General features: G+C 42.6%; 22 protein-coding genes. 9 read left to right on the plus strand and 13 right to left on the minus strand.

Annotation, left to right across the window (positions count from 1 at the left end; genetic code table 11):
- The first annotated feature begins 111 nt into the window (after positions 1-111).
- Both lptF and lptG read left to right on the plus strand, forming a co-directional pair.
- Positions 112-1,383, plus strand: coding sequence for an LPS export ABC transporter permease LptF (lptF, locus tag AK825_RS00265; RefSeq protein ID WP_068033637.1), 1,272 nt, complete (start codon positions 112-114; stop codon positions 1,381-1,383).
- Entirely contained in the window at positions 1,383-2,582 is a 1,200-nt protein-coding gene (gene lptG / locus AK825_RS00270; protein WP_068033639.1) for an LPS export ABC transporter permease LptG, read from the plus strand. Before lptF ends, lptG begins: the two co-directional genes overlap by 1 nt.
- Before the next feature lie 176 nt (positions 2,583-2,758).
- On the opposite strand, the gene AK825_RS00275 is transcribed toward lptG, so the two are convergent.
- On the minus strand, positions 2,759-3,367 hold the full coding sequence (locus AK825_RS00275; protein ID WP_068033641.1) for a methyltransferase: 609 nt from the start codon (positions 3,365-3,367) through the stop codon (positions 2,759-2,761).
- Positions 3,368-3,489: 122 nt separating this feature from the next.
- Between AK825_RS00275 and AK825_RS00280 the strand changes: the two genes are divergently transcribed.
- Together AK825_RS00280 and AK825_RS00285 are read left to right on the plus strand one after the other, a co-directional pair.
- Complete coding sequence (locus AK825_RS00280; RefSeq protein WP_068033643.1) at positions 3,490-3,717, plus strand: hypothetical protein; 228 nt, start codon at positions 3,490-3,492, stop codon at positions 3,715-3,717.
- A gap of 153 nt (positions 3,718-3,870) precedes the next feature.
- Entirely contained in the window at positions 3,871-4,638 is a 768-nt protein-coding gene (locus tag AK825_RS00285) for a hypothetical protein (RefSeq protein ID WP_068033645.1), read from the plus strand.
- Between the two features lie 43 nt (positions 4,639-4,681).
- Here the strand turns inward: AK825_RS00285 and AK825_RS00290 are convergent.
- Positions 4,682-5,847, minus strand: a protein-coding gene (locus AK825_RS00290) for an IS3 family transposase (RefSeq protein WP_149038736.1) whose coding sequence is annotated in 2 segments (ribosomal slippage) — positions 4,682-5,589 and positions 5,589-5,847 — 1,167 coding nt in all. Because the reading frame shifts where the segments join, the coding sequence is not laid out codon by codon here.
- A gap of 149 nt (positions 5,848-5,996) precedes the next feature.
- Here AK825_RS00290 and AK825_RS00300 point away from each other — a divergent pair.
- Positions 5,997-6,401: an ImmA/IrrE family metallo-endopeptidase gene (locus tag AK825_RS00300; protein WP_346243092.1), complete on the plus strand. Its 405-nt coding sequence runs from the start codon at positions 5,997-5,999 to the stop codon at positions 6,399-6,401.
- Between the two features lie 5 nt (positions 6,402-6,406).
- Here the strand turns inward: AK825_RS00300 and xerD are convergent, their stop codons facing one another.
- The 7 genes from xerD to recN form a co-directional block, all read right to left on the minus strand.
- Positions 6,407-7,345 (minus strand): site-specific tyrosine recombinase XerD, encoded by a 939-nt coding sequence (xerD, locus tag AK825_RS00305; RefSeq protein WP_068033653.1) that lies wholly within the window; start codon positions 7,343-7,345, stop codon positions 6,407-6,409.
- Positions 7,346-7,369: 24 nt separating this feature from the next.
- A complete protein-coding gene (locus AK825_RS00310; protein ID WP_068033655.1) occupies positions 7,370-8,590 on the minus strand; it encodes a class I SAM-dependent methyltransferase in 1,221 nt (406 codons plus the stop codon).
- A 149-nt stretch (positions 8,591-8,739) separates the two neighbouring features.
- On the minus strand, positions 8,740-9,066 hold the full coding sequence (gene tusA, locus AK825_RS00315; protein ID WP_068033657.1) for a sulfurtransferase TusA: 327 nt from the start codon (positions 9,064-9,066) through the stop codon (positions 8,740-8,742).
- An 82-nt stretch (positions 9,067-9,148) separates the two neighbouring features.
- Positions 9,149-9,628 (minus strand): hypothetical protein, encoded by a 480-nt coding sequence (locus AK825_RS00320; RefSeq protein ID WP_068033659.1) that lies wholly within the window; start codon positions 9,626-9,628, stop codon positions 9,149-9,151.
- 74 nt (positions 9,629-9,702) lie between these two features.
- Positions 9,703-10,224, minus strand: coding sequence for a Holliday junction resolvase RuvX (gene ruvX / locus AK825_RS00325; protein ID WP_068033660.1), 522 nt, complete (start codon positions 10,222-10,224; stop codon positions 9,703-9,705).
- Between the two features lie 92 nt (positions 10,225-10,316).
- Complete coding sequence (locus AK825_RS00330; protein WP_068033662.1) at positions 10,317-10,880, minus strand: YqgE/AlgH family protein; 564 nt, start codon at positions 10,878-10,880, stop codon at positions 10,317-10,319.
- A gap of 165 nt (positions 10,881-11,045) precedes the next feature.
- Positions 11,046-12,725 (minus strand): DNA repair protein RecN, encoded by a 1,680-nt coding sequence (gene recN / locus AK825_RS00335; protein WP_068033664.1) that lies wholly within the window; start codon positions 12,723-12,725, stop codon positions 11,046-11,048.
- 647 nt (positions 12,726-13,372) lie between these two features.
- On the opposite strand from recN, the gene AK825_RS00340 reads away from it, so the two are divergent.
- Together AK825_RS00340 and rlmB are read left to right on the plus strand one after the other, a co-directional pair.
- Positions 13,373-13,708, plus strand: a complete 336-nt coding sequence (locus AK825_RS00340; RefSeq protein ID WP_068033666.1) for a pyrimidine/purine nucleoside phosphorylase — start codon at positions 13,373-13,375, stop codon at positions 13,706-13,708.
- Positions 13,709-13,917: 209 nt separating this feature from the next.
- Complete coding sequence (rlmB, locus tag AK825_RS00345) at positions 13,918-14,688, plus strand: 23S rRNA (guanosine(2251)-2'-O)-methyltransferase RlmB (RefSeq protein WP_068033668.1); 771 nt, start codon at positions 13,918-13,920, stop codon at positions 14,686-14,688.
- On the opposite strand, the gene coaE is transcribed toward rlmB, so the two are convergent.
- From coaE to pilB, 4 genes are all read right to left on the minus strand, one after another.
- Complete coding sequence (gene coaE, locus AK825_RS00350) at positions 14,651-15,334, minus strand: dephospho-CoA kinase (RefSeq protein ID WP_068033670.1); 684 nt, start codon at positions 15,332-15,334, stop codon at positions 14,651-14,653. The two genes, rlmB and coaE, sit on opposite strands and share 38 nt — an antisense overlap.
- A gap of 211 nt (positions 15,335-15,545) precedes the next feature.
- Positions 15,546-16,445: an A24 family peptidase gene (locus tag AK825_RS00355; protein ID WP_068033673.1), complete on the minus strand. Its 900-nt coding sequence runs from the start codon at positions 16,443-16,445 to the stop codon at positions 15,546-15,548.
- Between the two features lie 7 nt (positions 16,446-16,452).
- A complete protein-coding gene (locus tag AK825_RS00360) occupies positions 16,453-17,676 on the minus strand; it encodes a type II secretion system F family protein (protein ID WP_068033674.1) in 1,224 nt (407 codons plus the stop codon).
- Between the two features lie 112 nt (positions 17,677-17,788).
- Positions 17,789-19,498 (minus strand): type IV-A pilus assembly ATPase PilB, encoded by a 1,710-nt coding sequence (gene pilB / locus AK825_RS00365; RefSeq protein ID WP_068033676.1) that lies wholly within the window; start codon positions 19,496-19,498, stop codon positions 17,789-17,791.
- A 444-nt stretch (positions 19,499-19,942) separates the two neighbouring features.
- Between pilB and tpiA the strand changes: the two genes are divergently transcribed.
- Together tpiA and secG are read left to right on the plus strand one after the other, a co-directional pair.
- The gene (gene tpiA / locus AK825_RS00370; protein WP_068033678.1) at positions 19,943-20,770 is read left to right on the plus strand and encodes a triose-phosphate isomerase; all 828 of its coding nucleotides are present in this window, start codon (positions 19,943-19,945) and stop codon (positions 20,768-20,770) included.
- A gap of 226 nt (positions 20,771-20,996) precedes the next feature.
- Positions 20,997-21,305, plus strand: a complete 309-nt coding sequence (gene secG / locus AK825_RS00375; RefSeq protein ID WP_068033680.1) for a preprotein translocase subunit SecG — start codon at positions 20,997-20,999, stop codon at positions 21,303-21,305.
- Positions 21,306-21,469 lie beyond the last annotated feature (164 nt).

A 21,469-nucleotide genomic window follows, 5' to 3' on the forward strand; every position in this document is an offset into this window, starting at 1 on the left:
GCGCTACGCCTACAATATCTAGATACCACGCTGAAATTTGTCAATAAGCACGCGCCAAATCGCGCGAATACCAACTGTTTAAGAGTACCTATTGTGATATTACGCCGCTACATGACCCGTCAGGTTGCCTCCACTACCGCTTTAGTATTGGGGTTTTTGGTGGTGATGATGCTCGGTGGACGCCTGATTCGTTACTTTGGAATTGCCGCTGAAGGCAACTTAGATGTCAGCCTGTTATTTATCATTATTGGTTATAACTTGCCGTATTTCTTAGAGCTTATTTTACCACTGGCATTTTTTATTGCATTAATGCTGGTGTTCGGACGCTTGTATGTCGATCAAGAGATGGCGGTTATTAATGCCAGTGGGGTCTCACGTGGTAAGCTTGCCCGATTGATGACGCCATTAATCTTGGCATTGTTTGTGGGTGAAGCGGCATTATCGATTGTCGGCAAACCGTGGGGCGTGCGCTCATCTGAGACTGTTTGGCAGCAGCAAGCATTAACCAGCGCTTTTGACTTGATTCGACCTAATGAGTTTATCAGTAGTGGTAATTATCATCTGTATGTAGGCAGTCTCAGTGACGATAAAAAGCAACTGCAAGATGTGGTACTTATCCAGTCTGAGCCTATTAAAAAAGGCAGCTCTACTAAAAACCTATCTGCCCCAGATATAAATACGGCAAATACTGTAAACAGCCCTGAGTTACCCAAAGAGTTGATTGATACTATGAAGAATAGTAATCAGTCTATTAGCAAAGATACCATTACTTTGGCTAAACGCGCTGAGCAAGTAGACAGTGCAAGTAGCGGCGTGACGCAGCTAGATTTATTTCAAGGTCGCCGCTATGAAGTGGGCGCAGGAAGTCTTAAATATAATCAAGTGGGCTTTGATCGTTACCGTATTACTTTGACTGAATCCTCTAAAGAGATAGTGACTGAGAATAATATCGAAACCCAAAAAATTGGGCAGTTATGGCAAGCGGCAACTGGTGGCGCGCAAGTTGGTAGTGTTAACGCATTACGTGCGGCACAAGGTGAGCTTGGCTATCGCTTTGCCTTACCTTGGCTGATGATTATCGCTCCTATGTTGGCAGTGCCACTTGCGCAAGTACGTCCGCGTCAAGGTCGCTGGTTACGCCTGTTCCCCTCTATTTTATTATTTGTCAGCTGTGCACTAGGTATCATATCTTTGAAGAATGCCGTGGGTAAAGGCAGTGTGAGCGTATGGGCATATGCATGGTTGGTATTAGGGTTTATGGCATTGGCGCTTTATATGAACTGGGGTAGCCGATTCCAGCATCGATTGCGTGTGCGTTTAGAAGATAAGTCATTAGGCTCTGTCGATAATTTAAGAAAAGACTCTAATGGAGGGCAACTATAATGCGCTCCTTGTTATCTAAAGTTCAAGTCTCTCAAAGCCCGTCTTCTAACTTAAAAGTGCTGGGACGTTATGTCAAAACCAATGCACTTCTCGCGATTATCGCCGCAGTAGTTGGGCTATGGGCGTTACAAGTCCTATTTACCTACTTGTCTGAGCTTGAGGATCTGACCGATAGCTACACTATGTCTGATGCGCTCAGATATATTTTTTACCGCTCACCCTATTTCTTAGAGCAATTCATGCCGACTGGTGCGCTACTTGGTGCCGTGGTAGGTTTAGGGTTACTAGCCAGTAAGAGTGAGCTGGTGGTCATGCGCGCCGCTGGTGTCAGTATTTATCGTATCGTCGGTTGGGTACTGCAACCGGCTTTGATTTTTGTAATACTCGCACTGGCTATCAATCAGTTCGTACTGCCGCATTCGAATCAATTGGCAAAAGGGATTAATAACGAAGACAGTAGTTCGCTGGTCACTTCTGTACGCGGCTATTGGACTATGCAGCCACGCTTTGCCAGTAATAATGATGGTGACGCACAGCCTGATGGTAGTGATATTTTGTATATTGATTATGCGGATGTACAAGGCAACATCGGAGAGGTCAAGCGTTGGCATTTGGATAATGATGGCAATTTGCAAACAGCTACTCATGCTGAAGGCGGACGTTATAGTGGACGTATACCAGCGCCTACTGCCAGTACCGAACCGAGCGAGCAATATCGTTATGAGTGGCAGCTGAACAATATGACTGAGCTGACTATTAATCAAGGCTTCGAGAGCAGTCAGTCTAGAGCCCCATTGAATACTTTAAGCCTGCCCTTTGCACCCGAATCTGTTTATTTACTGACACGTGAAGCAGAAGACTTATCGCTCACTCAGCTCTATAAACATCGACAATTTATGCAGCAGCAAGGCAAACGTTCCTTAGATCATGAGCTATCATTTTGGCAGAAGCTGCTGTCACCTTTGTCCATCTTGTCACTGGTGATTGTCGCTTGCTCCTTTGTCTTTGGCTCGCTGCGCACCCATAGCTTAGGCTTGCGTATTGTGGTGGCTTTACTCTTTGGTTTGCTGTTTAGTTACGTTCAGGATTTAGTGGGCTTTGTCTCATTGGCGACTGGCTTTTCACCTTTATTAATGGTGTTGTTACCGATTATCGGTAGTGCGGCGTTGGGTTTTTATCTCATAAAACGACAGATGTAGCTAAAAGCATTCAGACACAAAAAACATGCTAAAGCCGATAACTTTAGCGTGTTTTTTAATGCTTGATAAGTGATAGTCAAATCTAGATAGCGGCGATACAAGGAAACCGACTGCAGACTATACCGTAGTATGTCAAAAGAGATTGACGCGGTAGCGCGCTTATATCGATTTGCCTATTAGTCTTTGGTTGCCATAGTAATTGTATAAGTCTTACCTTGTTTAATTTTTTCGCTATTACCGAACACTTCAGTAAATGAGCGCTTCATAAACTGGCGCAAGCCATTAATCGTCACCACATAGAAACGCCCACCTTTACGCATGCGCGCATAGGCATCGAGGAAATATAGATAATGCTGCTCTTTTCCTACCTTGGCTGGCAAGTTGGACATTACGAGGCTAAAGTCTTTGTCTTTTGCCACATGATTAAAGCCGTTTGATAAATGTACATCAATATTTTTTAGACCATTTTTCTCACAGTTCAGACGCGCATATTCCACTGCCATAAAGTCTTTATCAATTAAAGTATGCAGACCATTCGGACATTCACGCGCCGCTGTCATACCGAGCACGCCATAGCCACAGCCCAAATCTATCGAATCATCATCCGCTTGAAAATCAACGTAATCAAGCAGCATCAAACTGCCATCATCTAGCTTTTGCGGTGAAAAAATGCCCCACGTGGTCGCGAAATCAAACGGCTTGCCCAGCACATCTTGGCGAAAATTAATATCTTCACGCCAATGTTGGGCGTTTTTCAATAGGTCAGCAGGGGGTCTATGGCTCATAGAATATCTCGGATATTGGATAAATAAAAGGTGGTACGCGGCCTAATTAAACAGCGTGTAAATCATGAAGGGTATTGTAACGAGAAAAGGAGAGGTTTGCAGCTATCGATTGATAAGATTGTATGGCGCAGAGTTATATTGTAGAGATTGTGATGGGAGCCAATCGCGCCTTCTGCTTGTATCTGTACCTCCGAGCGGGGCGGTCACTATTGGCTGATGGCATTCCTGCTCAGCGATACTGCTCTCAGCTAAGTGACGCAGTCCGCTCAGACGCACAGGATACCGCGACAGTCACGGCTAAACTGCACCGCAAGTTATGCCTTGCGCATCTTAATCAAGATAATGCTTAACATTAGTGCGCTGGACGCACCCTACAGTTAATCTGTAGGCTAAAAGCCTAGCCTACGCGTGCTTTTGCTATCGTTACCTTCCGTTGTCTATCTGTCTGTTGGAGCCATATTTGGTTTACTATAGAATGGATATAAAAGATCTTAAGGATAAGTATGAATACTACAAAAAAAGGTGATGATTTTGAGAAAGTAATATATGAACTATTTTTAAAAGAGATTAAAGATAATAAGACTACAATAAATCCCAATGCCCATATCAAAGCGTTCAGAAAGAAAAAGTATTACTCAAGGTACAGGGAAAAAGATATTGAGTTTGATATTGCTATAGAAATATATCAAGACGTTGGACTGCCTAACATGTCAAATTTATTACTAATCGAATGCAAGGACTATAAAGGTGCAGTAGGTGTAGACCAACTAGGCAAATTTCTAGATGATATTCGAGATATTTCAGAAGGCGAGCTGACTTATAAAATACGTCCGATAATGGCGATTAGCTCTAATCTTGCTGAAGGAGCTTTCAATAAAGCAAAAAATAGAGGTGTAGGACTTGTAAAGTTAAACAGTGAAAGAACTCTGACGCATATACTAAATCGTAAATATAGATATCAAGATGTTGATAGTAAATACGATATTGAAGATATCTTTGTTAAAGGAGAAATCCCTAAATCAAGTAACCTATCTTATATGATGTATGCACAAAACCAATGGTTTTTTGGAATAGAAGACTATATTAAATTCTTGAGGGGACAACCATTTAATAACTCTAATCAAAAAGTGGATTTCATTCCTAAAGCGGGTTTAGAAAGTTTAGCCGAAAGCTTATTGATGGAGATCGATTATTCAGATGGTTTAGTCAGTTTAGATGAAATAGTCCTACTTGATGCTTTGTCTCATATAACTATTGTTAAAGATGTATGACCCCTGCTGTCAATCCCGTAGAACTAAACTTGGGAGATTTTAGTTACGCAGCCTGACGATAAAAGTCAAACCACACCTGTCTTGGCGATTTATAGCCCAAACCCTTTTGAATCCTAGTCTGATTGTAATACAGCTCGATATATTTGATGATGTCAGTAATGGCTGTGAATCGTGTTTTATAGTCCTTATGATATATTAGCTCATTCTTTAATATGCCCCAGAAGCTTTCTATTGGCGCATTGTCATAACAATTGCCACGACCACTCATAGAGCCTATAAAGTGATGCTGCTTAATGATTTTGTGGTAGGCATGGCTACAGTACTGACTGCCTCTGTCTGAATGCACAATTAATCCTTTATTAGGTCGTTTGTTTTTGATTGCCATATTGAGTGCACGGCAAACCAAGTCAGCAGTCATGCGTTTGTTGATAGCATAGCCGACAAGCTCTTTGGTATATAAATCTTTAACGCCTGCCAAATACAACCAGCCCTCAGCAGTCCAGATATAAGTAATATCGCTTACCCATGCATCATTAGGACGGTTTGCATCAAACTTCTGATCCAGCACGTTTGGATAAACCAGCTTGTTATGATCGGAGTCAGTGGTGACTTTAAAGCGCTTGTGACGACGGCATTTAATGCCGTATTCTTCTTTGATGCTTCTAACCATATATTGGCTGATATCGTACCCTTGCGCTCTTAGGTGGGCATGCAGTCGATCTACGCCATAGCACTGCTTGGTCTGAGTATGAGCGACTTTAACCAGTAGTTCACACTGATTGCGATGTATCTGTTGGTCGCTGAGATCACGACCCAGCCAGTCGTAATAGCTTGATAACTTAACACTTAGCACGCGGCACATAGTGGTGATGCGAAAGAGGTGCTGGTTATCTTTGATGAAGGCGTACCTGACTAGCTGTGCCTTGCAAAGTACGCCGTCGCCTTTTTTAGAATTTCGCGCTCCTCTTCGGCTACTTTAAGCTGCCGCTTGAGCTGCTTTATTTCTTGAAGAGCACTCATAAGATCGGGATCATATTGTTCTGTGCCGATAAGCTTGCCTTGATTGGCTTTGTTCTGCCAGTTAGATAACGTTTGCATCGCTATGCCAAGTTGCTTGGCTGTGGCTGAAACATTACCGTTATTGTCTGCTATCTTTTTAACAGCTTCTGCTTTAAATTCGTCACTGTAGGTTCTTACTTTCTTGGTCATGGTAAACTCCTGTCAATACGCTTAGTTTACCAAGTTTAGTTGTACGGTTTCTTCAGCATAGCTCAGTAACAGATCACGACCACCGATTGCTTGGGAAAATAGATTTTATTCAACAAGAAATTTATTTGTATAAACAGAGCGATGACAACTTGCATAGAAATAGGTTTACATTAGCGCATGAGCTTTCACACATATTGTTAGATCATGGTAGATACTTGATAAAAGATGTTTTGTTGACGGAAGATCTGAATGGAGAAAGTAGAAACAAAAACGAATTTATCAGCAAGTTAGAGTTTCAAGCGAACTATTTGGCGTCTTGCATTCTTATGCCTAAAACGCCTTTCTTAGAATATTTTCTAGAGATTTATAACAAGTTAGGTCTAACACCTAGGGGAAAAGTATTTCTATACAATGATAAGCAAGAATGTAATAAAATTATGGTGAACAACGTACTGGTGGGTCTTTCTAGGTATTTTAACGTGTCAAAAAAAGCAGTTGAAATTAGGCTAAAAGACTTAGGAATATTGTTTGATGAATCCAATTTTACAAAATAAAAATACTAACCTCTCGGATGATGCTCGGCATGCAACTTCTGCAATCTCGCCGTCGCCACATGGGTATAAATCTGTGTCGTTGATAAATCACTGTGCCCCAATAATAACTGCACGCTACGCAAGTCTGCGCCGTGATTGAGCAAATGAGTGGCAAAGGCGTGACGTAAGGTATGCGGCGATAGCTCTTTATCGATACTGGCGATTTTGGCGTATTTCTTTAATAGATACCAAAAGTTCTGCCGTGTCATATAGCCGCCTTGCGCTGTCAAGAACACCGCTTGGCAATTACCCGATTTCAAATGCGCAATCAAATCACCACGGGCATGCGTTAGATAATCTTCTAGCGCATCCGCCGCGTATTCACCCAATGGCACTAGCCTAGTTTTATTACCCTTACCCGTAATTTGTAGCCAGCCTGAATTGAGATTGACTTGCTCTAGTGACAGATTAATCAGCTCGCTGACACGCAGACCGCACGCATAGAGCACTTCCAGCATGGCTTTATCGCGTAGACCTAACGCAGTACTGCTATCGGGTGCGGCAAGAAGATTATCGACATCTGCTTCTGCCAAGTCTTTGGGCAATGGGCGTCCAAGCTTTGGACTTTTGATACGCTCGCAAGGATTATCTTCACGCAGATTGCTGGCAATCATCCACAGGTAGAACTGCCGTAAGCTTGAGAGCATGCGTGCTTGCGTGCGCGGGGTCTTGCCATCTTGAGTAAGCATTGATAGACAGTGCAGCACATCGTCAGGCTGCCAGCGTGTAAGGGCAATAGGATTGGTCAGCTCACAAGAACGCAGGTCTCGCACATAAGCATTACGCGTACGTGTTGCAAGCCCACGTGCCAGCATCGCTTGACGAAACTCAGTGATATAAGCGGGTTCATCATCAACCGCCAGCGCTTTTGGTTGGCGCTGTTGTACGGCACGGTCGCGGCTCATAAGACGATACTCAGTGATTGAATGTTAAGCACGCTCTAAACACCATAACGAGGTGACTTCCGCACTGCGCGCCGCAAATAGCGGATCAGTCTCATCTTGGCTGCGACCATGCTTAGGTTTTGTATCGAGACGGTATTTTACTGCTAAATCGCTATCTGCAAACCAGCCTAATAACTCATCACGAGTACGCAGCTGCAAATGTTCAGCCAAATCCGATAGAATCAGCCAGACCTCTCCTTGCTCGGTTAATTGCTGTTTTGCGCCCTGCAAAAACCCACGCAGCATCGTGCTATTGGCATCATAGACGGCGTACTCAAGGGGTGAGCTGGGCTTAGCGGGCAACCAAGGTGGATTACAAACGATCAGATTGGCAAGTGGCGCATCAGTCGGATAAAGGTCTGCTTGCTGCAACTTTAAGTTAGCTAGCCCTTGGCGCGTAAAGTTTTCGCTGGCGCAGGCCAAAGCACGCGGATTTAAGTCGGTGGCAATTACCTGATTTATACCGCGCTGCGCTAAGATAATTGCCAGCAAGCCAGTGCCCGTACCGATATCATAGGCGACATCATGAATTTTTGGCAATGGCGCATCGAGCAATAGCTGCACATACTCATGGCGGGTTGGCGCAAAAACGCCATAATGCGGGAAAATCGATAAACCTAAACTTTCAATCGGTACACCTTTTTCGCGCCACTGTGCTGCGCCAAGCGCCCCTTGCAAATCACGAAATGACAGCACACACGACTCTTTCAGCTCGCCAAAAGCTGCTGTACAAGCGGCACTGACATCAGGAGCGCGGCGTAATTGGCTGACATAATTGGCATCAAGTTCTAATAGCAAGCGGCTTAAGATACGCGCACGTTGCGCTTGGATTTGGCGCTGCTGATGAAATAAGTTGGGAATGTCTTTGGATAACTCTGAAGATTCAACTGCAGTTTTATTAGACTTAGCAGACTGATTTGCTGCTTTTTTTATTTTACGCTGCTCAGAGCGCTCATTGGTACGCTCGATACGTCGGTTGAGCGCTTGTAGCAATTGCTTGGCATTATGAAAGTCACCGCGCCACAGTAATGAAGTGCCCTCGCAAGCCAAACGGTAAGCCTCATCTGCGGTCGTTTTATCATCAATCAATACAATACGCGCAGGCGGCATATGATTGCTCTCAGACAACCAAAGTGCTTGATGTAAGGTTTCGTTTCCGTCTTTGTTTTCCTGCCACTGCACATACTGCTTTTGGGTTGCTAACACGCTATCTACCTTTAATTTGTGAATGATATGTTTCGTACAAAGCAAAGATATCTTGATGCTATTACTGCTATTACTGCTGTTACTTTATTAATGTACTGACGTTCTTAGTGCTCTTAGGTTAATAATGCTTTAGGGTCAATCAAATGCATTTAAGCATTCTTTTTCTTGACCAAATACCGATAAAGCGTGGCGCTGATAGGCGCGTTATTATCGTCAGCAACTGTGATTTCATCCGGATCGACATTTAAAGGTACATTTTCAGCAAGCGTTTCTTGCTGCACAAGCTCATGCCCCAAATGACGGCAAAAATTAGGAATATCGCGAGTGGTTGCAGGGTCAGTGGCGAGTATCTCAATCACCGCACCGGCTTCGGCTTTACGAATGATTCGATGCAGCATCATCACTGGCTCAGGGCAAATAAGCCCTTGGGTATCTAGATGATGTTGAATCGTGCTATCAGATATTGAAGTAGTCATAGTCGTCGTTTTAAATTAATAAAGTATGGTTAAGAAAGTTCTTTGCTATCTATTGCTTAGCATTATTTTCTGTTCAGCTGTTTTACACTTCTTCAGCGATTTCGGCTTCTTCTTCAGTTTCTAAAAAGTTAAAAAAGCGCTTAAAGCTAACTTTGAATAAAAACGCTACCCCAAGCCAACAAGATAACCCCAACCAAGCAGTATCGGCAAATAATAGCCCGCCAACCAATATGATCGTCGATACGCCAATACTCATAGCAATCATCGATGGCTGATTTAAGCGATAACGATAAATAACCAACGCATCGTAAATGGTAATGGGAATCGTGAGCGCAACCAAGGCATAGGGCAAGTTATAGAAGAGTTGATAAAGCAATTGATTGTCATGAAAGGCTTTGATACTGGCAATGGTGCCAAAGACCATAAAGGCGAGAATAGCGGCATAAATAAGATAAATCGCTATTTGGTTTGCTCGCTGAGCGCCTTTGATACGCGCAATCGCTAGCGGCGCAAAGCCACGTTGCGACTTGTTTTGCAAAGATTGGTCTGAGACAGTGGTCATATTAATCAGTCATTTATTCGTTTAGATGATATAGCAAAGAGGCGCGGTATATTAGCAATGGACTTACTGCTATCTTAATCCGCTTTAATCGCGTCGATGGCGATACTGCTACTGGGATCAGCAAAGTAAGTCGACATCAGGATACAGGCGGAGATATCATCGATTGGGTCGCGCTCATGCTTAATCCAACCATTCTCCCACGCAATTTCTCGCGCTGCGACTGAAGTCAGGCGCTCGTCACAAAGGGTCACTACCACTGGTAGATGCTGCTCCATAATTCTATGCGCTAGGCGACGAGAAAATTTATGCGCACGCTTTGACAGCATCGAGCTGCTCCCATCCATGTTAAGTGGTAACCCGACCACAACCTTTGCCACGCCCCACACCTTGATAATGCCTAACAAATTATCCCAATCTGGCTGACCATTATCCATCGCCAAAATATCGAACGCACGTGCAGTTTCGGTAATCGTATTGCCCAGCGCCATGCCCATCTTTTTAACCCCATAATCTAAAGCTAAGATAAGATGCGGCTTAATGGCTGGTTCGGCGACAGTAGTGTCGGTCGCTTCAAGGGTAGTATCAGGATCTACCATAATTATGCGTACTTCCTATTTCTATTAAGCTCAACTCGTTTAGTTTAACTGCTTTAACTTAGATGTTACTTTTGGATGTCATAGCAAATATGCTATGCATGACCGATATCGCTACTGAGATAATCAAAGTTAACCCCGATTTTTTCAGCGGCAAGCTGCCAACGTTCTTCAAAAGGCGTATCAAACAATAAAGTTAAATCAGCAGGACATACTAGCCAATCGCCGCTTTCAAGCTCACGATCGAGTTGTTTTTTGCCCCAGCTGGCGTGGCCTAGGCATAGCTGGTAGTGCCCAACGCCTTGACCTGCGGCGATACGTTGCAAAATATCTTGGCTAGTAGTGATGCAGACATTTTCTGAGATAGCAAAAGAGGATGCCCATTCTGGCTGACCGGTATGCAGCACAAAGCCTACTTCAGGATACATCGGACCGCCTTCTAACGCCAAATCCTCCATAACCTGAGGATTAGTGACATCGATATCTAAATCTTCTAATAGCTTACCCACATGCGCTTGCTCGAGTGGACGATTCACCATTAAACCTAACGCACCTTGTTTATCATGGCGACAGATATAGATTAGCGCCTTCTCAAACCGTGGGTCTGATAGATCAGGCGCTGCAATTAAGAAGTGATGGGTCAAGTTAGCTTTGGACATAGAGGCAAACGCAACATAAAAAAGATTAGACACTACTATATGGCGATACTAAATAGAAAAGCAATATAGAAAATAAACAGAAGCAAAAATCAACAGACTTGAGATGAGGATTAATTTTCTATTACCAACGTATTTATCAACAACGTATTTATTAACAATGTTTTTCTATTTTACATCGGTTAATAAACTACGTGCGTGCTCACGAGTGACATCAGTGATGTTCACACCGCCTGACATACGCGCCAGCTCATTTACCTGTGCATCTTTGGTCAAGATAATCAGCTCGCTTTGTGTCTGCTCATGATGATGCTTCTGTACTAGAATATGCTGATGCGCTTGAGCGGCGACTTGTGCTTGATGCGTAATCGCTAGTAGTTGCTGCGTTTGCCCAAGTGTACGTAGTAATTCACCGACTACTTGCGCAGTACCGCCACTAATACCGACATCAACCTCATCGAAGACCAGCATAGGCTTAGCAGCATTGTTATCAGCATTGGTTACTTGCAAGACTTGCATGACCAACGCCATACGCGACAATTCACCACCCGAGGCAATTTTATGTAGCGGCTGCATCGGCATACCAACGTTGGCACTGAATAACAGGTCGATGTCATAACAGCCTTGCGCATTATAATGATTAGGATCTGCCTTTTTGGTAAAGACAAATTCACAGCGCGCATTAGGCAGGGCAAGAGGCTGTAATTGCTTGATAAGTTGTTTACTTACAACTGGCGCCGCTTTCGAGCGTTCTTTATTTAATTGCGTAGCTAGCGCTAAATAGTCTTGCCATGCTTGCTCAATTTGCGCCGCCATTGCATCACTGCTTGGCTCATTTTCTAATTGCTCTAACTGCGCTTCCCACATTTTAGCTTCAGCGATTAAGTCGCTAGCTGGCAAGCTATGTTTGCGTGATAAGCGATGCCCTAGACTGATAAGGCTATCTAACGCTTGCAAGCGCTCAGGATCAGGTAATTGCTGTTCAGCATAATCTGAAAGCATAGCAGTCACCTCAGTGATCTGCTGTTGTGCTAGATGTAGCTGCTCAGAGGCTTGCTCAAAAGTTTGGCTGACGCTCATTTGGTTATCACACAGTTTAATCGCTTGACCTAGCAAGGTCATGACGTCTGGCTCATCAGTGTCATTATCAAGCAGGTGCAGACCATGACTGGCCTCCGTCATCAAAGCTTCTATGTTAGAAAGCTCTTCGTGCTCGGCTTCGACATCCGCATAATCGACGGCTAACAATGGTGCAATATCTGCTAGTTGGCTTTGCAAGAGCTGGATACGGTCTTGGCGCTGAGCTTCACGACTAGCAATCTCGTCCGCTTGGCGTTTTAGTCGTTGATACTGTTGGTAGCTACTAGCGGTTTGCGCCGCTAGTGTTGTCAGCTGCGCCATCTCATCAAGCCATTGCACCACAAACTGCGGCTTTAGCAGCGCTTGTTGGGCATGTTGGCTATGGATATTGACGAGTAGTGCACCTAAACTTTTCAATTCTGCTAAGCTCACGGGCGTACCATTCAGCCATGCTTTTGAACGCCCACTATTGCTGAGTTGGCGTCGAATCAAGATTTCCGGCTCATCCAACGAGCGCTCATTTTGAATAAACCAATCGGCTATAATAGTGTTACTTGTCACATCAAACTGAGCATATATATCGGCATGAGCAGCACCATGTCTAACCATTGCGCTATCTGCTCGCTCACCTATACAAAGTGATAATGCATCAAGGAGTAACGACTTGCCGGCCCCTGTCTCACCGGTAATGACATTAAAGCCTTCAGCAACGCTTAGCTCATGTTCAGCAATCAGCGCAAACTGATATAAGGTTAACGATAAAAGCATTAAAGTCTCTCATGGTGGACAACTAACATTGAATAAGATCTTATAGTTAGGATCTTAATTAGGGTCAAACAGTCAGATGATATATGGTGACAACATAATTTAAATACAAATTTTTGTAGCTATTATTCGTATAAAGTCACATAAATTTTTTGGAAATTATCATCAATAATCTCAGTTAGACTAACTATAAGGCTTATGAAAAGCAACTGTGTTTAGTGCGTTATTTTGAATTAATTACATGCTTGTTTTACAACACTAAAACTTATCAATTGATATCAATATCGGTATACATAGCAGTGGTTTAAGAGTAATGGTATAAAGTTAGTTTAAATCATGAACGATATTTTCAGCAATGCTGTAACAAACTTTTTAGATATAATGTGGTAGCATAAACTCACTTAATCATAAACTTCTGCCACAGTATATACACATATTATCGTTAGGGATTTTGAGTGAATAGACGCGGAAACGTTGAAGGATAAGGGTTTAGGTTATTGAACCAATAACATAATATGTTTATTTAAAAAATAACTATGTTAAAAGCAGCTGTTTTAAAATAAGCTGTGTTAGAGATGAAGGTTTAAACTGTAATGTCATAAGACACTTATTTTTTAGTTTAGCAATAATTATTTGATAAGGAAGCCACTATGTCAGCGGCACAATATACTAACGTAACGGTCAATGCTCAAGCTACAGTATCATATGATGGGCGTTGTTCAAGCCATACCATTATGTTTGAAGATGGTCGCCACAAAACATTGGGTGTCATTTTACCCTGTGATAATACTGTTGAGCGATACCATTTTAGCACCAATACTTCTGAGCGTATTGAGATTACCAGCGGTGAATGTGAAGTCAAAATTAATGGTGATGAAGAATTCAGCTATTATCGTGCTGGTCAATCATTTGTGGTTGAAGGCAATAGCAGTTTTAACCTGCGTACCGAAGAAATTGTACAATACGTCTGTCATCTAGAAGGTTAGTATTAAAGAGACAGTTAATCGTAAAGTGACACATACATAAGGTTATAACCAAGGTAGCACCATCACTTTGGTTATAATCTTTTTATTTTAACAGCGACAATAATCTATATTTACCCTTATACTCATGTTTGATAAGTTATCTATAGATATCGTAATATTCTAACTCGTATCGTACTAAGCGATATTCACTTTTTATCAGTAGGCCTATTATGGCAAAACCCAGCTATTTTTATGGTATTCATGCCATTGATGCTTTGCTTGAACATCGTCCGCTTGATGCGCTCAGTTTATTTGTGCAACAAGGTCGTGAGAGCGATAGTCATGTAAAAGCCATTATTGCGCAAGCCCAAGCAAATGGCGTCAGTATGCAACCGACGCAAAAAGACAAGCTTACTCAACTATGTGGTAGCCCGCAGCACCAAGGCGTTGTAATGCATGCTCGGCCATTAGGGTTTGCAGATGAAGGTTTGTTAGATACTATTATTGGACGCGACCAATGTTTATTATTGGTCCTCGACCAAATTACCGATGCGCACAACTTTGGCGCTTGCTTGCGTACAGCAGTAGCGATGGGTGTGGATGCGGTCATTTGTCCAAAGCATCATGCAGCAAGCTTAACACCGACGGTAGCTAAGGTGTCGGTAGGGGCAGCTGAGATGATGCCTATTATTAGTGTGACCAATCTAGCGCGTACACTTACACGCATTAAAAACGCAGGTGTATTTGTGTTCGGTACGGCACTCAATGAAGATGCTAAACCAATACACGCAGCAGATTTAACTGGAAAGACCGCTATAATTATGGGATCAGAAGGTGAAGGCATGCGCAGACTGACTACTGAAAGTTGCGACGAGCTGGTATATATTCCCATGTCGGGCAACGAGCATGGCAACCTACAGAGTCTCAATGTCAGTGTTGCTACAGGTATGGCTCTTTACGAGGTCAATCGGCAGCGTACTTTAGCTGCTGGGCAAGCTTAAGATAGTTTTGGTGTAGTGGTTCTAGTTGTTGATGTAAACTTGCTAAATCTTCTTCATTAACGACTAGATCGTCAGCATGACGATTACGCTCAGTTCGGTCAAGTTGGTTAGCCATGATGGCTTTTATCTTAATCATACTTTGCTCATCACGCAAACTTGCGCGTGCAAGCTGAGTATCTTCATCTGCATCAATAACTAAGATACGTTGGCATAAATTAGCAAGCCCTGCCTCTGCTGCCTCAATTAGTAGCGGTGCTGATAATATAATATACGGTGAGGTGCTTGCTGCCAGTTGTTTCTTCGCAGTCTCACGAATAGCGGGGTGAGTAATCTCTTCGAGTTTAATAAGGGCAGCAGGATTAGCAAATACATGTGTGCGTACAGCTGCCCGATCCATGTTACCCTCTGCGTCAACCACCCAATCCCCAAGTTTTTTCTGAATTTTGTATAAAGTGGGACTGCCTTTCGCCACTACTTCATGAGCAATCACGTCAGCATCAATGATATCAATCCCTTGTGCCGCGAACCAATCGCTAGCCGCTGATTTACCACTGCCAATACCGCCTGTTAACCCAATTACTAAGGTTTTGTTTTGCATTTTTGCTTGCTGGCGTTGAGGTATTGATTTTTTAGAGTGTATTGACATAACAGTGACTTATTTGGCTAGTAGATTAATAGAGAGAATAGTTGTTCATCTAAATATTAGATGACTCAGCTCATATGACTTAGTAAATATCGCTAACTTACTAGCTTAACGTTTATAGATAACAAGGATATGAGTGTTGGTTTACTATATTGTAATCCTATCATAAGCATGTTATCACTAAGTATTTTGCCAAAAAATTGAGATAAGCCTATTAAACGTACATATTCAAGTACCAATTAACGATGTCGGAGCCATAGAGTAATGCAACTATTCCAGCGACAGCGATATAAGGTCCAAAAGCGAAGGGTTGGCTCTCACCATGTCTTTTCATCAAGATAATACCGACGATTGAGCCAAGTAAAGACGACAGGAGGATGATTAACGGTAACATCATCGGTCCAAGCCAAGCACCTAGTACGGCTAATAGTTTGAAATCACCTTGCCCCATACCGTGTTTTTTGGTTATAAGATAGAACACCTTGACCACTATCCATAATGATAAGAACCCGAGCAATAATCCCCAAATCGATTGGGTAGGGGAGACAAACCAGCTTTGAGAATTAACCGCTAAACCAAGCCCTGCTAATGGGAAAGTCAGCCGATCAGGTAATAGCTGAGTATCAAAATCGATTCCTGTTAAGGCAATAAGCGTCCATACCAGTACAAGAGCAGACAACCCAGTAGCAGTAACACCGAATTGGTAGATAACCAATGCTGATAATAGTGCAGTGACAAGCTCCACAATAGGATAACGTGCACCGATTGCAGCGTCACAAGCAGAGCAGCGTCCACGTAGTACTAGCCAGCTTATTAACGGTATATTTTCATACCATTTAATTTTGTGCGCGCAGTGAGGGCAACGTGACGCTGGTCTACTCAAAGTGATAGGCGTATCCTTTGCAGTAACGTCCATCAGAGCTTTAGTATGCTTATGCGGCATATCTATTTGCTGAGACATAAACTGGCTACATTCTTGTCGCCAGCTGTAAACCATCATTAGCGGTATACGATGAATCACTACATTCAAAAAACTACCTACACAAAGGCCTAATATCGCAAATACTATTAGCGCCAAGGTCATATTACTTTGTAATAATTCTATCAATTGCATTACTTTGCTACCCTACTACTGAGCCCATTTGGAAGATTGGTAAGTACATGGCAATGACCAAGCCACCTACTAACACACCTAATACTGCCATAATTAATGGCTCCATTAAGCTGGTCAAGCCATCAACTGCATTATCAACTTCGTTTTCATAATATACGGCTACCTTATCGAGCATCTCTTCCAAGCTACCTGATTCCTCACCAATACCGACCATTTGGATCGCTAAGCTTGGGAACAGATTAGTCGTACGCATTGAAAACTGTAACTGTTGACCAGTTGATACATCATTCTTGATTTGTTGAATGGCATTGTAAAATACCACATTGTTAGCGGCACCAGCAGTAGAGTCTAAAGCATCAATTAGAGGTACACCAGCGGCGAAGGTCGTTGATAGTGTGCGAGCGAAGCGTGCGATAACAGCTTGATAAGCAATATTGCCAAATATTGGCGCTTTTAGAGCAGCACGGTCGAGAAAGTCACGAAATTTCTTAGATCGTTTCTTGGCTTCAGAAAAGCCAGCGATAGAACCACCAATTACGATAATAAGAATAAACCACCACGTTTGCATCCAGTCCGACATGGCGACAACCATCTGGGTAAAAGCAGGTAATTCTGCGCCAAAAGATTCGAATAAACCAGAGAATACAGGAACAACTTTAATAAGCAATATGATTGTGACGATCAAGGCAACGACGATTACCGCAATAGGATATTTCATAGCTTTTTTGATTTTGGCTTTGAGTAGCTCGCTTTTTTCTTTATAGGTAGCGACACGTTCAAGCATAGTTTCAAGTGCACCTGATTGCTCACCAGAATCGACAAGAGAACAGAACAAATCGTCAAAATAGCGTGGATGCCTACGTAGCGCAGAGGCAAAAGTACCACCAGCTTCAATATCAGCTTTGATTTGCAATACCAAGTCTTTCATACTTGGGTTATCTAGCGAATCAGCGACAATCTCAAATGATTGGGTCAAGGGCACCCCAGCTTTCATCATAGTGGCCAACTGACGGGCAAAAATAGCGATATCAATAGGCTTAATGGCTTTCTTCATTTTAAATAAAGGTTTGGGTTTTTTCTTAATAGTTTTAACTGTAATACCTTGTTTACGCAAAGTCGCTTTTGCAATCTCTAAACTGCGACCTGTGGTCTCACCCTTGATTTTTTGTCCACGCCGATTGACCCCGTCATAGACAAAGTCTAGTAGCATATCAGTCTTAGCTTGTGCCATATCTTTACCCTCAAGTTTTTCGTAATCTGTATGCTTTAATCAGCGTTATTTGGTAAGTGTTTTTTGAATGGTCATCGAGTAGCTTATTACAGCTACTGGTTTTCACTTGATATTATTCAGAAGTCACCCGCATCATTTCTTGTATGCTGGTTACACCTTGCAATACTTTTAAAATGCCTGAGCGTCGCAAATCACGAAAGCCATTTTTGACAGCAGCATCTTTGATATCGATCGCATTACCGTCTTCCATAATAATGCGTGAAATATCTGGGCTGACTTTCATAACCTCATAAATACCCACACGACCTTTGTAGCCTTCACGGCACTCGCTACAACCGACTGGCTCGTAGATGGTGCTATTTGGATCGTCGAGATCATCATCGGTAAAGCCAACCTCAAGTAAGCTCTGCCTCGGTACATTAAGCACAGTTTTGCAATTTTTGCATAAACGTCGTGCTAGCCGCTGAGCAATAACTAAGTTGACTGAGGTAGCAATATTAAAAGATGCTACGCCCATGTTACGTAGTCGAGTCAAAGTTTCCGGAGCAGAGTTAGTATGGAGAGTTGACAGTACCATATGGCCGGTCTGTGCTGCCTTAATGGCAATCTCAGCGGTCTCAAGATCACGAATCTCACCAACCATGACGATGTCTGGATCTTGGCGCAAAAACGATTTTAAAGCATTGGAAAAGGTCAGACCTACTTTAGCGTTGACGTTGACCTGATTGATCCCCTCAAGATTAATCTCAACAGGATCTTCTGCTGTAGATATATTGGTCGCTCCAGTGTTCAAAATGTTGATACCTGTATATAACGATACCGTTTTACCAGAGCCTGTAGGACCAGTAATTAATAACATGCCCTGCGGTTTGTGAAGCGCTTCCAAAAACATCTCTTTTTGATCAGGCTCATAACCCAAAGCGTCGATACCAAGCATCGCCGCAGAGGGATCTAAAATACGTAGCACGACCTTTTCACCGAATAGCGTTGGCAAAGAGTTCACCCGAAAATCAATAGCTTTATTTTTAGATAACTTAAGCTTAATACGTCCATCTTGTGGTACACGGCGCTCTGAGATATCCATTTGTGACATGACTTTAAGACGGGCTGCGATTTTCCCTGCTAATTGCACAGGCGGGTTTGCCATTTTTTCCATTACCCCGTCGACTCGAAAGCGCACGCGATAAGACTTCTCATATGGCTCAAAATGCAAATCAGATGCGCCCATACGAATAGCGTCAACTAGCATCTTATTAACGAACTTTACAACGGGTGCCTCATCAATACTGTCGGTAAGAGTGGTCTCGCTGTCATCCTCTTCAGTGTCTTCAAAGCCCACATTTAAGTCGCCATCAGCGAAGTTACCAAAACTCTGCATGGTATCTGCATAGACACTATCAATACGTTTTTTGAGCTTGTCTTCTTCGACCACCACCGTTTCAACAGATAGACGCGAATTAAAAGCAATCGCATCAATCGCATCGATACGGGTAGGATCACTTAAAGCAACAAATACTCGCTGGCCGCGCTTAAAGATAGGCAGGGCATTAAATTTACGGACAATCTTTTCATCAACTAAATCTTTTGGGATGACATCGTTACTAAGCACGCTCAGATCGAAAAAGGGATCGCCAAATGATTGCGACATCAACAGGGCAAGTTGATAGGCATTGGCCATATTATGGTCTACTAAATAAGAAACGAGACTGATTTGCTGTTGTTGCGACTCAGTCTGTGCTGTTTTCATGTGCGCTTCGCTAACGATACCTGCATTAGTTAGCTGCTGTGCTAAACCACCGAATGTACTGGTTGTAGTAGACACTGACTTCTCTCCTTAGTACTGCATATATGACAAATCTGTATAATTTTATTTTTAGATTTAATTTGTTTTTCAATTGAGGAACAATAAATGAAAAAAACTGCATAAAAGATAATGATTCATAATGCACGTTTTAATTTAATATACTGGTATTGAACACATGCAAGAAACATGACAATTTGTATACATGTCTTTGAGGCCTAATAAGACTTTTGTGAAAAAGACATAAAGTAGAACGAATTGAAAAAATGTAAGGATTTCGCGATACCAAAAAGCAGATTTTTAATATTGAAGGCTTTTCTGTGATGATATAAATATATATAGAAGAATTCACATGACATAGCACGATGATGACACTTATAGCAGCAGTTGATAAATATTTGCTATACTTGGGCGCATGTATAGTAGCCGTACTGGCAATGATGAATGACAAAAGGTAGATGAGTGATGCAGGCTTGGGTAATTGGAAACTGGAAACAAAATCCGGCAACGATCAGTGACGTTAATACGTTGTTAGAAACTTTATTAGCGGTAACTAAAAATGAAGGTGCTAGTAACAAAGCCTATTGCCAGCTAATGGTAGCGCCCAGTTGTATTCATTTAGCCCATGTGAGCGCACGCTTGCAAGGTACTTCTATATTAACTGCCGCTCAAGACATTAGTGCCCATAGCGATAGTAGTGGTGCGTATACTGGTGATTGTTCAGCGCAGCAAGTCGCTGATGCAGGTGCGACATGGACGATACTAGGTCACTCTGAACGCCGTCAATACCATCAAGAGTCTCACGAAACGCTATTAAATAAGCTTGGTAATGCGCTTAAACAAGATTTGGGTGTGGTATTTTGTATTGGCGAAACTCAGGCTCAGTATGATGGCAAGCAGACTTTCAATGTACTTGATGATCAGCTAGCAGTGATAAAAGATCTGTTTATTCAGCGTGCAGAGCATGCATCAGAGCATCAGTCTGAGCTGACTAAAGTGTTAGCTGAGCGTTTGATTATTGCCTACGAACCTGTTTGGGCTATCGGCACGGGTAAAATACCGACTGTTACTGAAGTGGAAGCCACTCATCAACACATTAAAGAAACCGTGGCTAGCTTTGATAGAGCATTGCCTGCGATTACCGTTCTATATGGTGGTAGCGTCAATACGGATAATGCCGATAGTTTTGCAGCCAGCCCTATGATAGATGGTGCATTGGTTGGCGGTGCCTCATTAAAGGCCGAAAGCTTTATAGCGATTGCTGATGCTTTTAGTCAGGCTAAAACTAATTAATCTCTGTGATATTTAAACGTCGCATCTCTTTATTACAGATAGGTGCTATATAACAAGCACTTGTTAGTTATAAAAAGTGGGTTTAACAGTGCCCTTGCAATCGTGTACAATGCGCCTTATTTATTCTTATTATAGTTTAATCTCATTGTAGTTCTATGGTTATAGGACTAAGTATAAAGATTCAACTTTCGTTATTAGTCGTTGTTACTCGGCAAAAGAGGCCACCATGTTTACGTTTATATTAGCCCTGCATATTATCGTGGCGATTGCTATGATTGGCTTGATCTTGATACAGCATGGCAAAGGGGCAGACGCAGGAGCATCTTTTGGTGCTGGTTCTTCTGGTACTGTTTTTGGTGCAGCAGGCACGGCAAACTTTTTGACCCGTGCTACTGCCGTATTGACTGTGATTTTTTTCATAACCAGTATGACCCTTGCTGTTAATGCCCGCGAGCAGGCTGAAGACCAGTTTCGTTTAGATGCGCCTGTTTCAGCGCCACAAACTCCGCGTCCTTTAACGCAGAATCCTCAGTAATGACTTTGGTTCCAATGGTTTAAGTTCTAGCTGTTTAGGTTTAGCTGTATTATCTAGCCTAATTGTTTGAAGCCTTTTTAAGATGTAGTCACGTTGTTTGAAGTGTAATAGAGTACGGTAGATAAGCTTTTTATAGTAGTCCTTGCTATTTGGTTACGTTAGTT

It is taken from the genome of Psychrobacter sp. P11G5 (genome assembly GCF_001593305.1).
Taxonomy (GTDB): Bacteria; Pseudomonadota; Gammaproteobacteria; order Pseudomonadales; family Moraxellaceae; genus Psychrobacter.

Coding starts and splice junctions, on each gene's coding strand:
- lptG (WP_068033639.1), top strand. CDS start 1,383: ATGCGCTCCTTGTTATCTAAAGTTCAAGTCTCTCAAAGCCCGTCTTCT.
- coaE (WP_068033670.1), bottom strand. CDS start 15,334: ATGTCAATACACTCTAAAAAATCAATACCTCAACGCCAGCAAGCAAAA.
- tpiA (WP_068033678.1), top strand. CDS start 19,943: ATGCAGGCTTGGGTAATTGGAAACTGGAAACAAAATCCGGCAACGATC.
- AK825_RS00340 (WP_068033666.1), top strand. CDS start 13,373: ATGTCAGCGGCACAATATACTAACGTAACGGTCAATGCTCAAGCTACA.
- secG (WP_068033680.1), top strand. CDS start 20,997: ATGTTTACGTTTATATTAGCCCTGCATATTATCGTGGCGATTGCTATG.
- tusA (WP_068033657.1), bottom strand. CDS start 9,066: ATGACTACTTCAATATCTGATAGCACGATTCAACATCATCTAGATACC.
- AK825_RS00275 (WP_068033641.1), bottom strand. CDS start 3,367: ATGAGCCATAGACCCCCTGCTGACCTATTGAAAAACGCCCAACATTGG.
- rlmB (WP_068033668.1), top strand. CDS start 13,918: ATGGCAAAACCCAGCTATTTTTATGGTATTCATGCCATTGATGCTTTG.
- AK825_RS00285 (WP_068033645.1), top strand. CDS start 3,871: ATGAATACTACAAAAAAAGGTGATGATTTTGAGAAAGTAATATATGAA.
- AK825_RS00320 (WP_068033659.1), bottom strand. CDS start 9,628: ATGACCACTGTCTCAGACCAATCTTTGCAAAACAAGTCGCAACGTGGC.
- AK825_RS00330 (WP_068033662.1), bottom strand. CDS start 10,880: ATGTCCAAAGCTAACTTGACCCATCACTTCTTAATTGCAGCGCCTGAT.
- lptF (WP_068033637.1), top strand. CDS start 112: ATGACCCGTCAGGTTGCCTCCACTACCGCTTTAGTATTGGGGTTTTTG.
- AK825_RS00280 (WP_068033643.1), top strand. CDS start 3,490: ATGGCGCAGAGTTATATTGTAGAGATTGTGATGGGAGCCAATCGCGCC.
- ruvX (WP_068033660.1), bottom strand. CDS start 10,224: ATGGTAGATCCTGATACTACCCTTGAAGCGACCGACACTACTGTCGCC.
- AK825_RS00360 (WP_068033674.1), bottom strand. CDS start 17,676: ATGGCACAAGCTAAGACTGATATGCTACTAGACTTTGTCTATGACGGG.
- xerD (WP_068033653.1), bottom strand. CDS start 7,345: ATGAGCCGCGACCGTGCCGTACAACAGCGCCAACCAAAAGCGCTGGCG.
- recN (WP_068033664.1), bottom strand. CDS start 12,725: ATGCTTTTATCGTTAACCTTATATCAGTTTGCGCTGATTGCTGAACAT.
- AK825_RS00355 (WP_068033673.1), bottom strand. CDS start 16,445: ATGCAATTGATAGAATTATTACAAAGTAATATGACCTTGGCGCTAATA.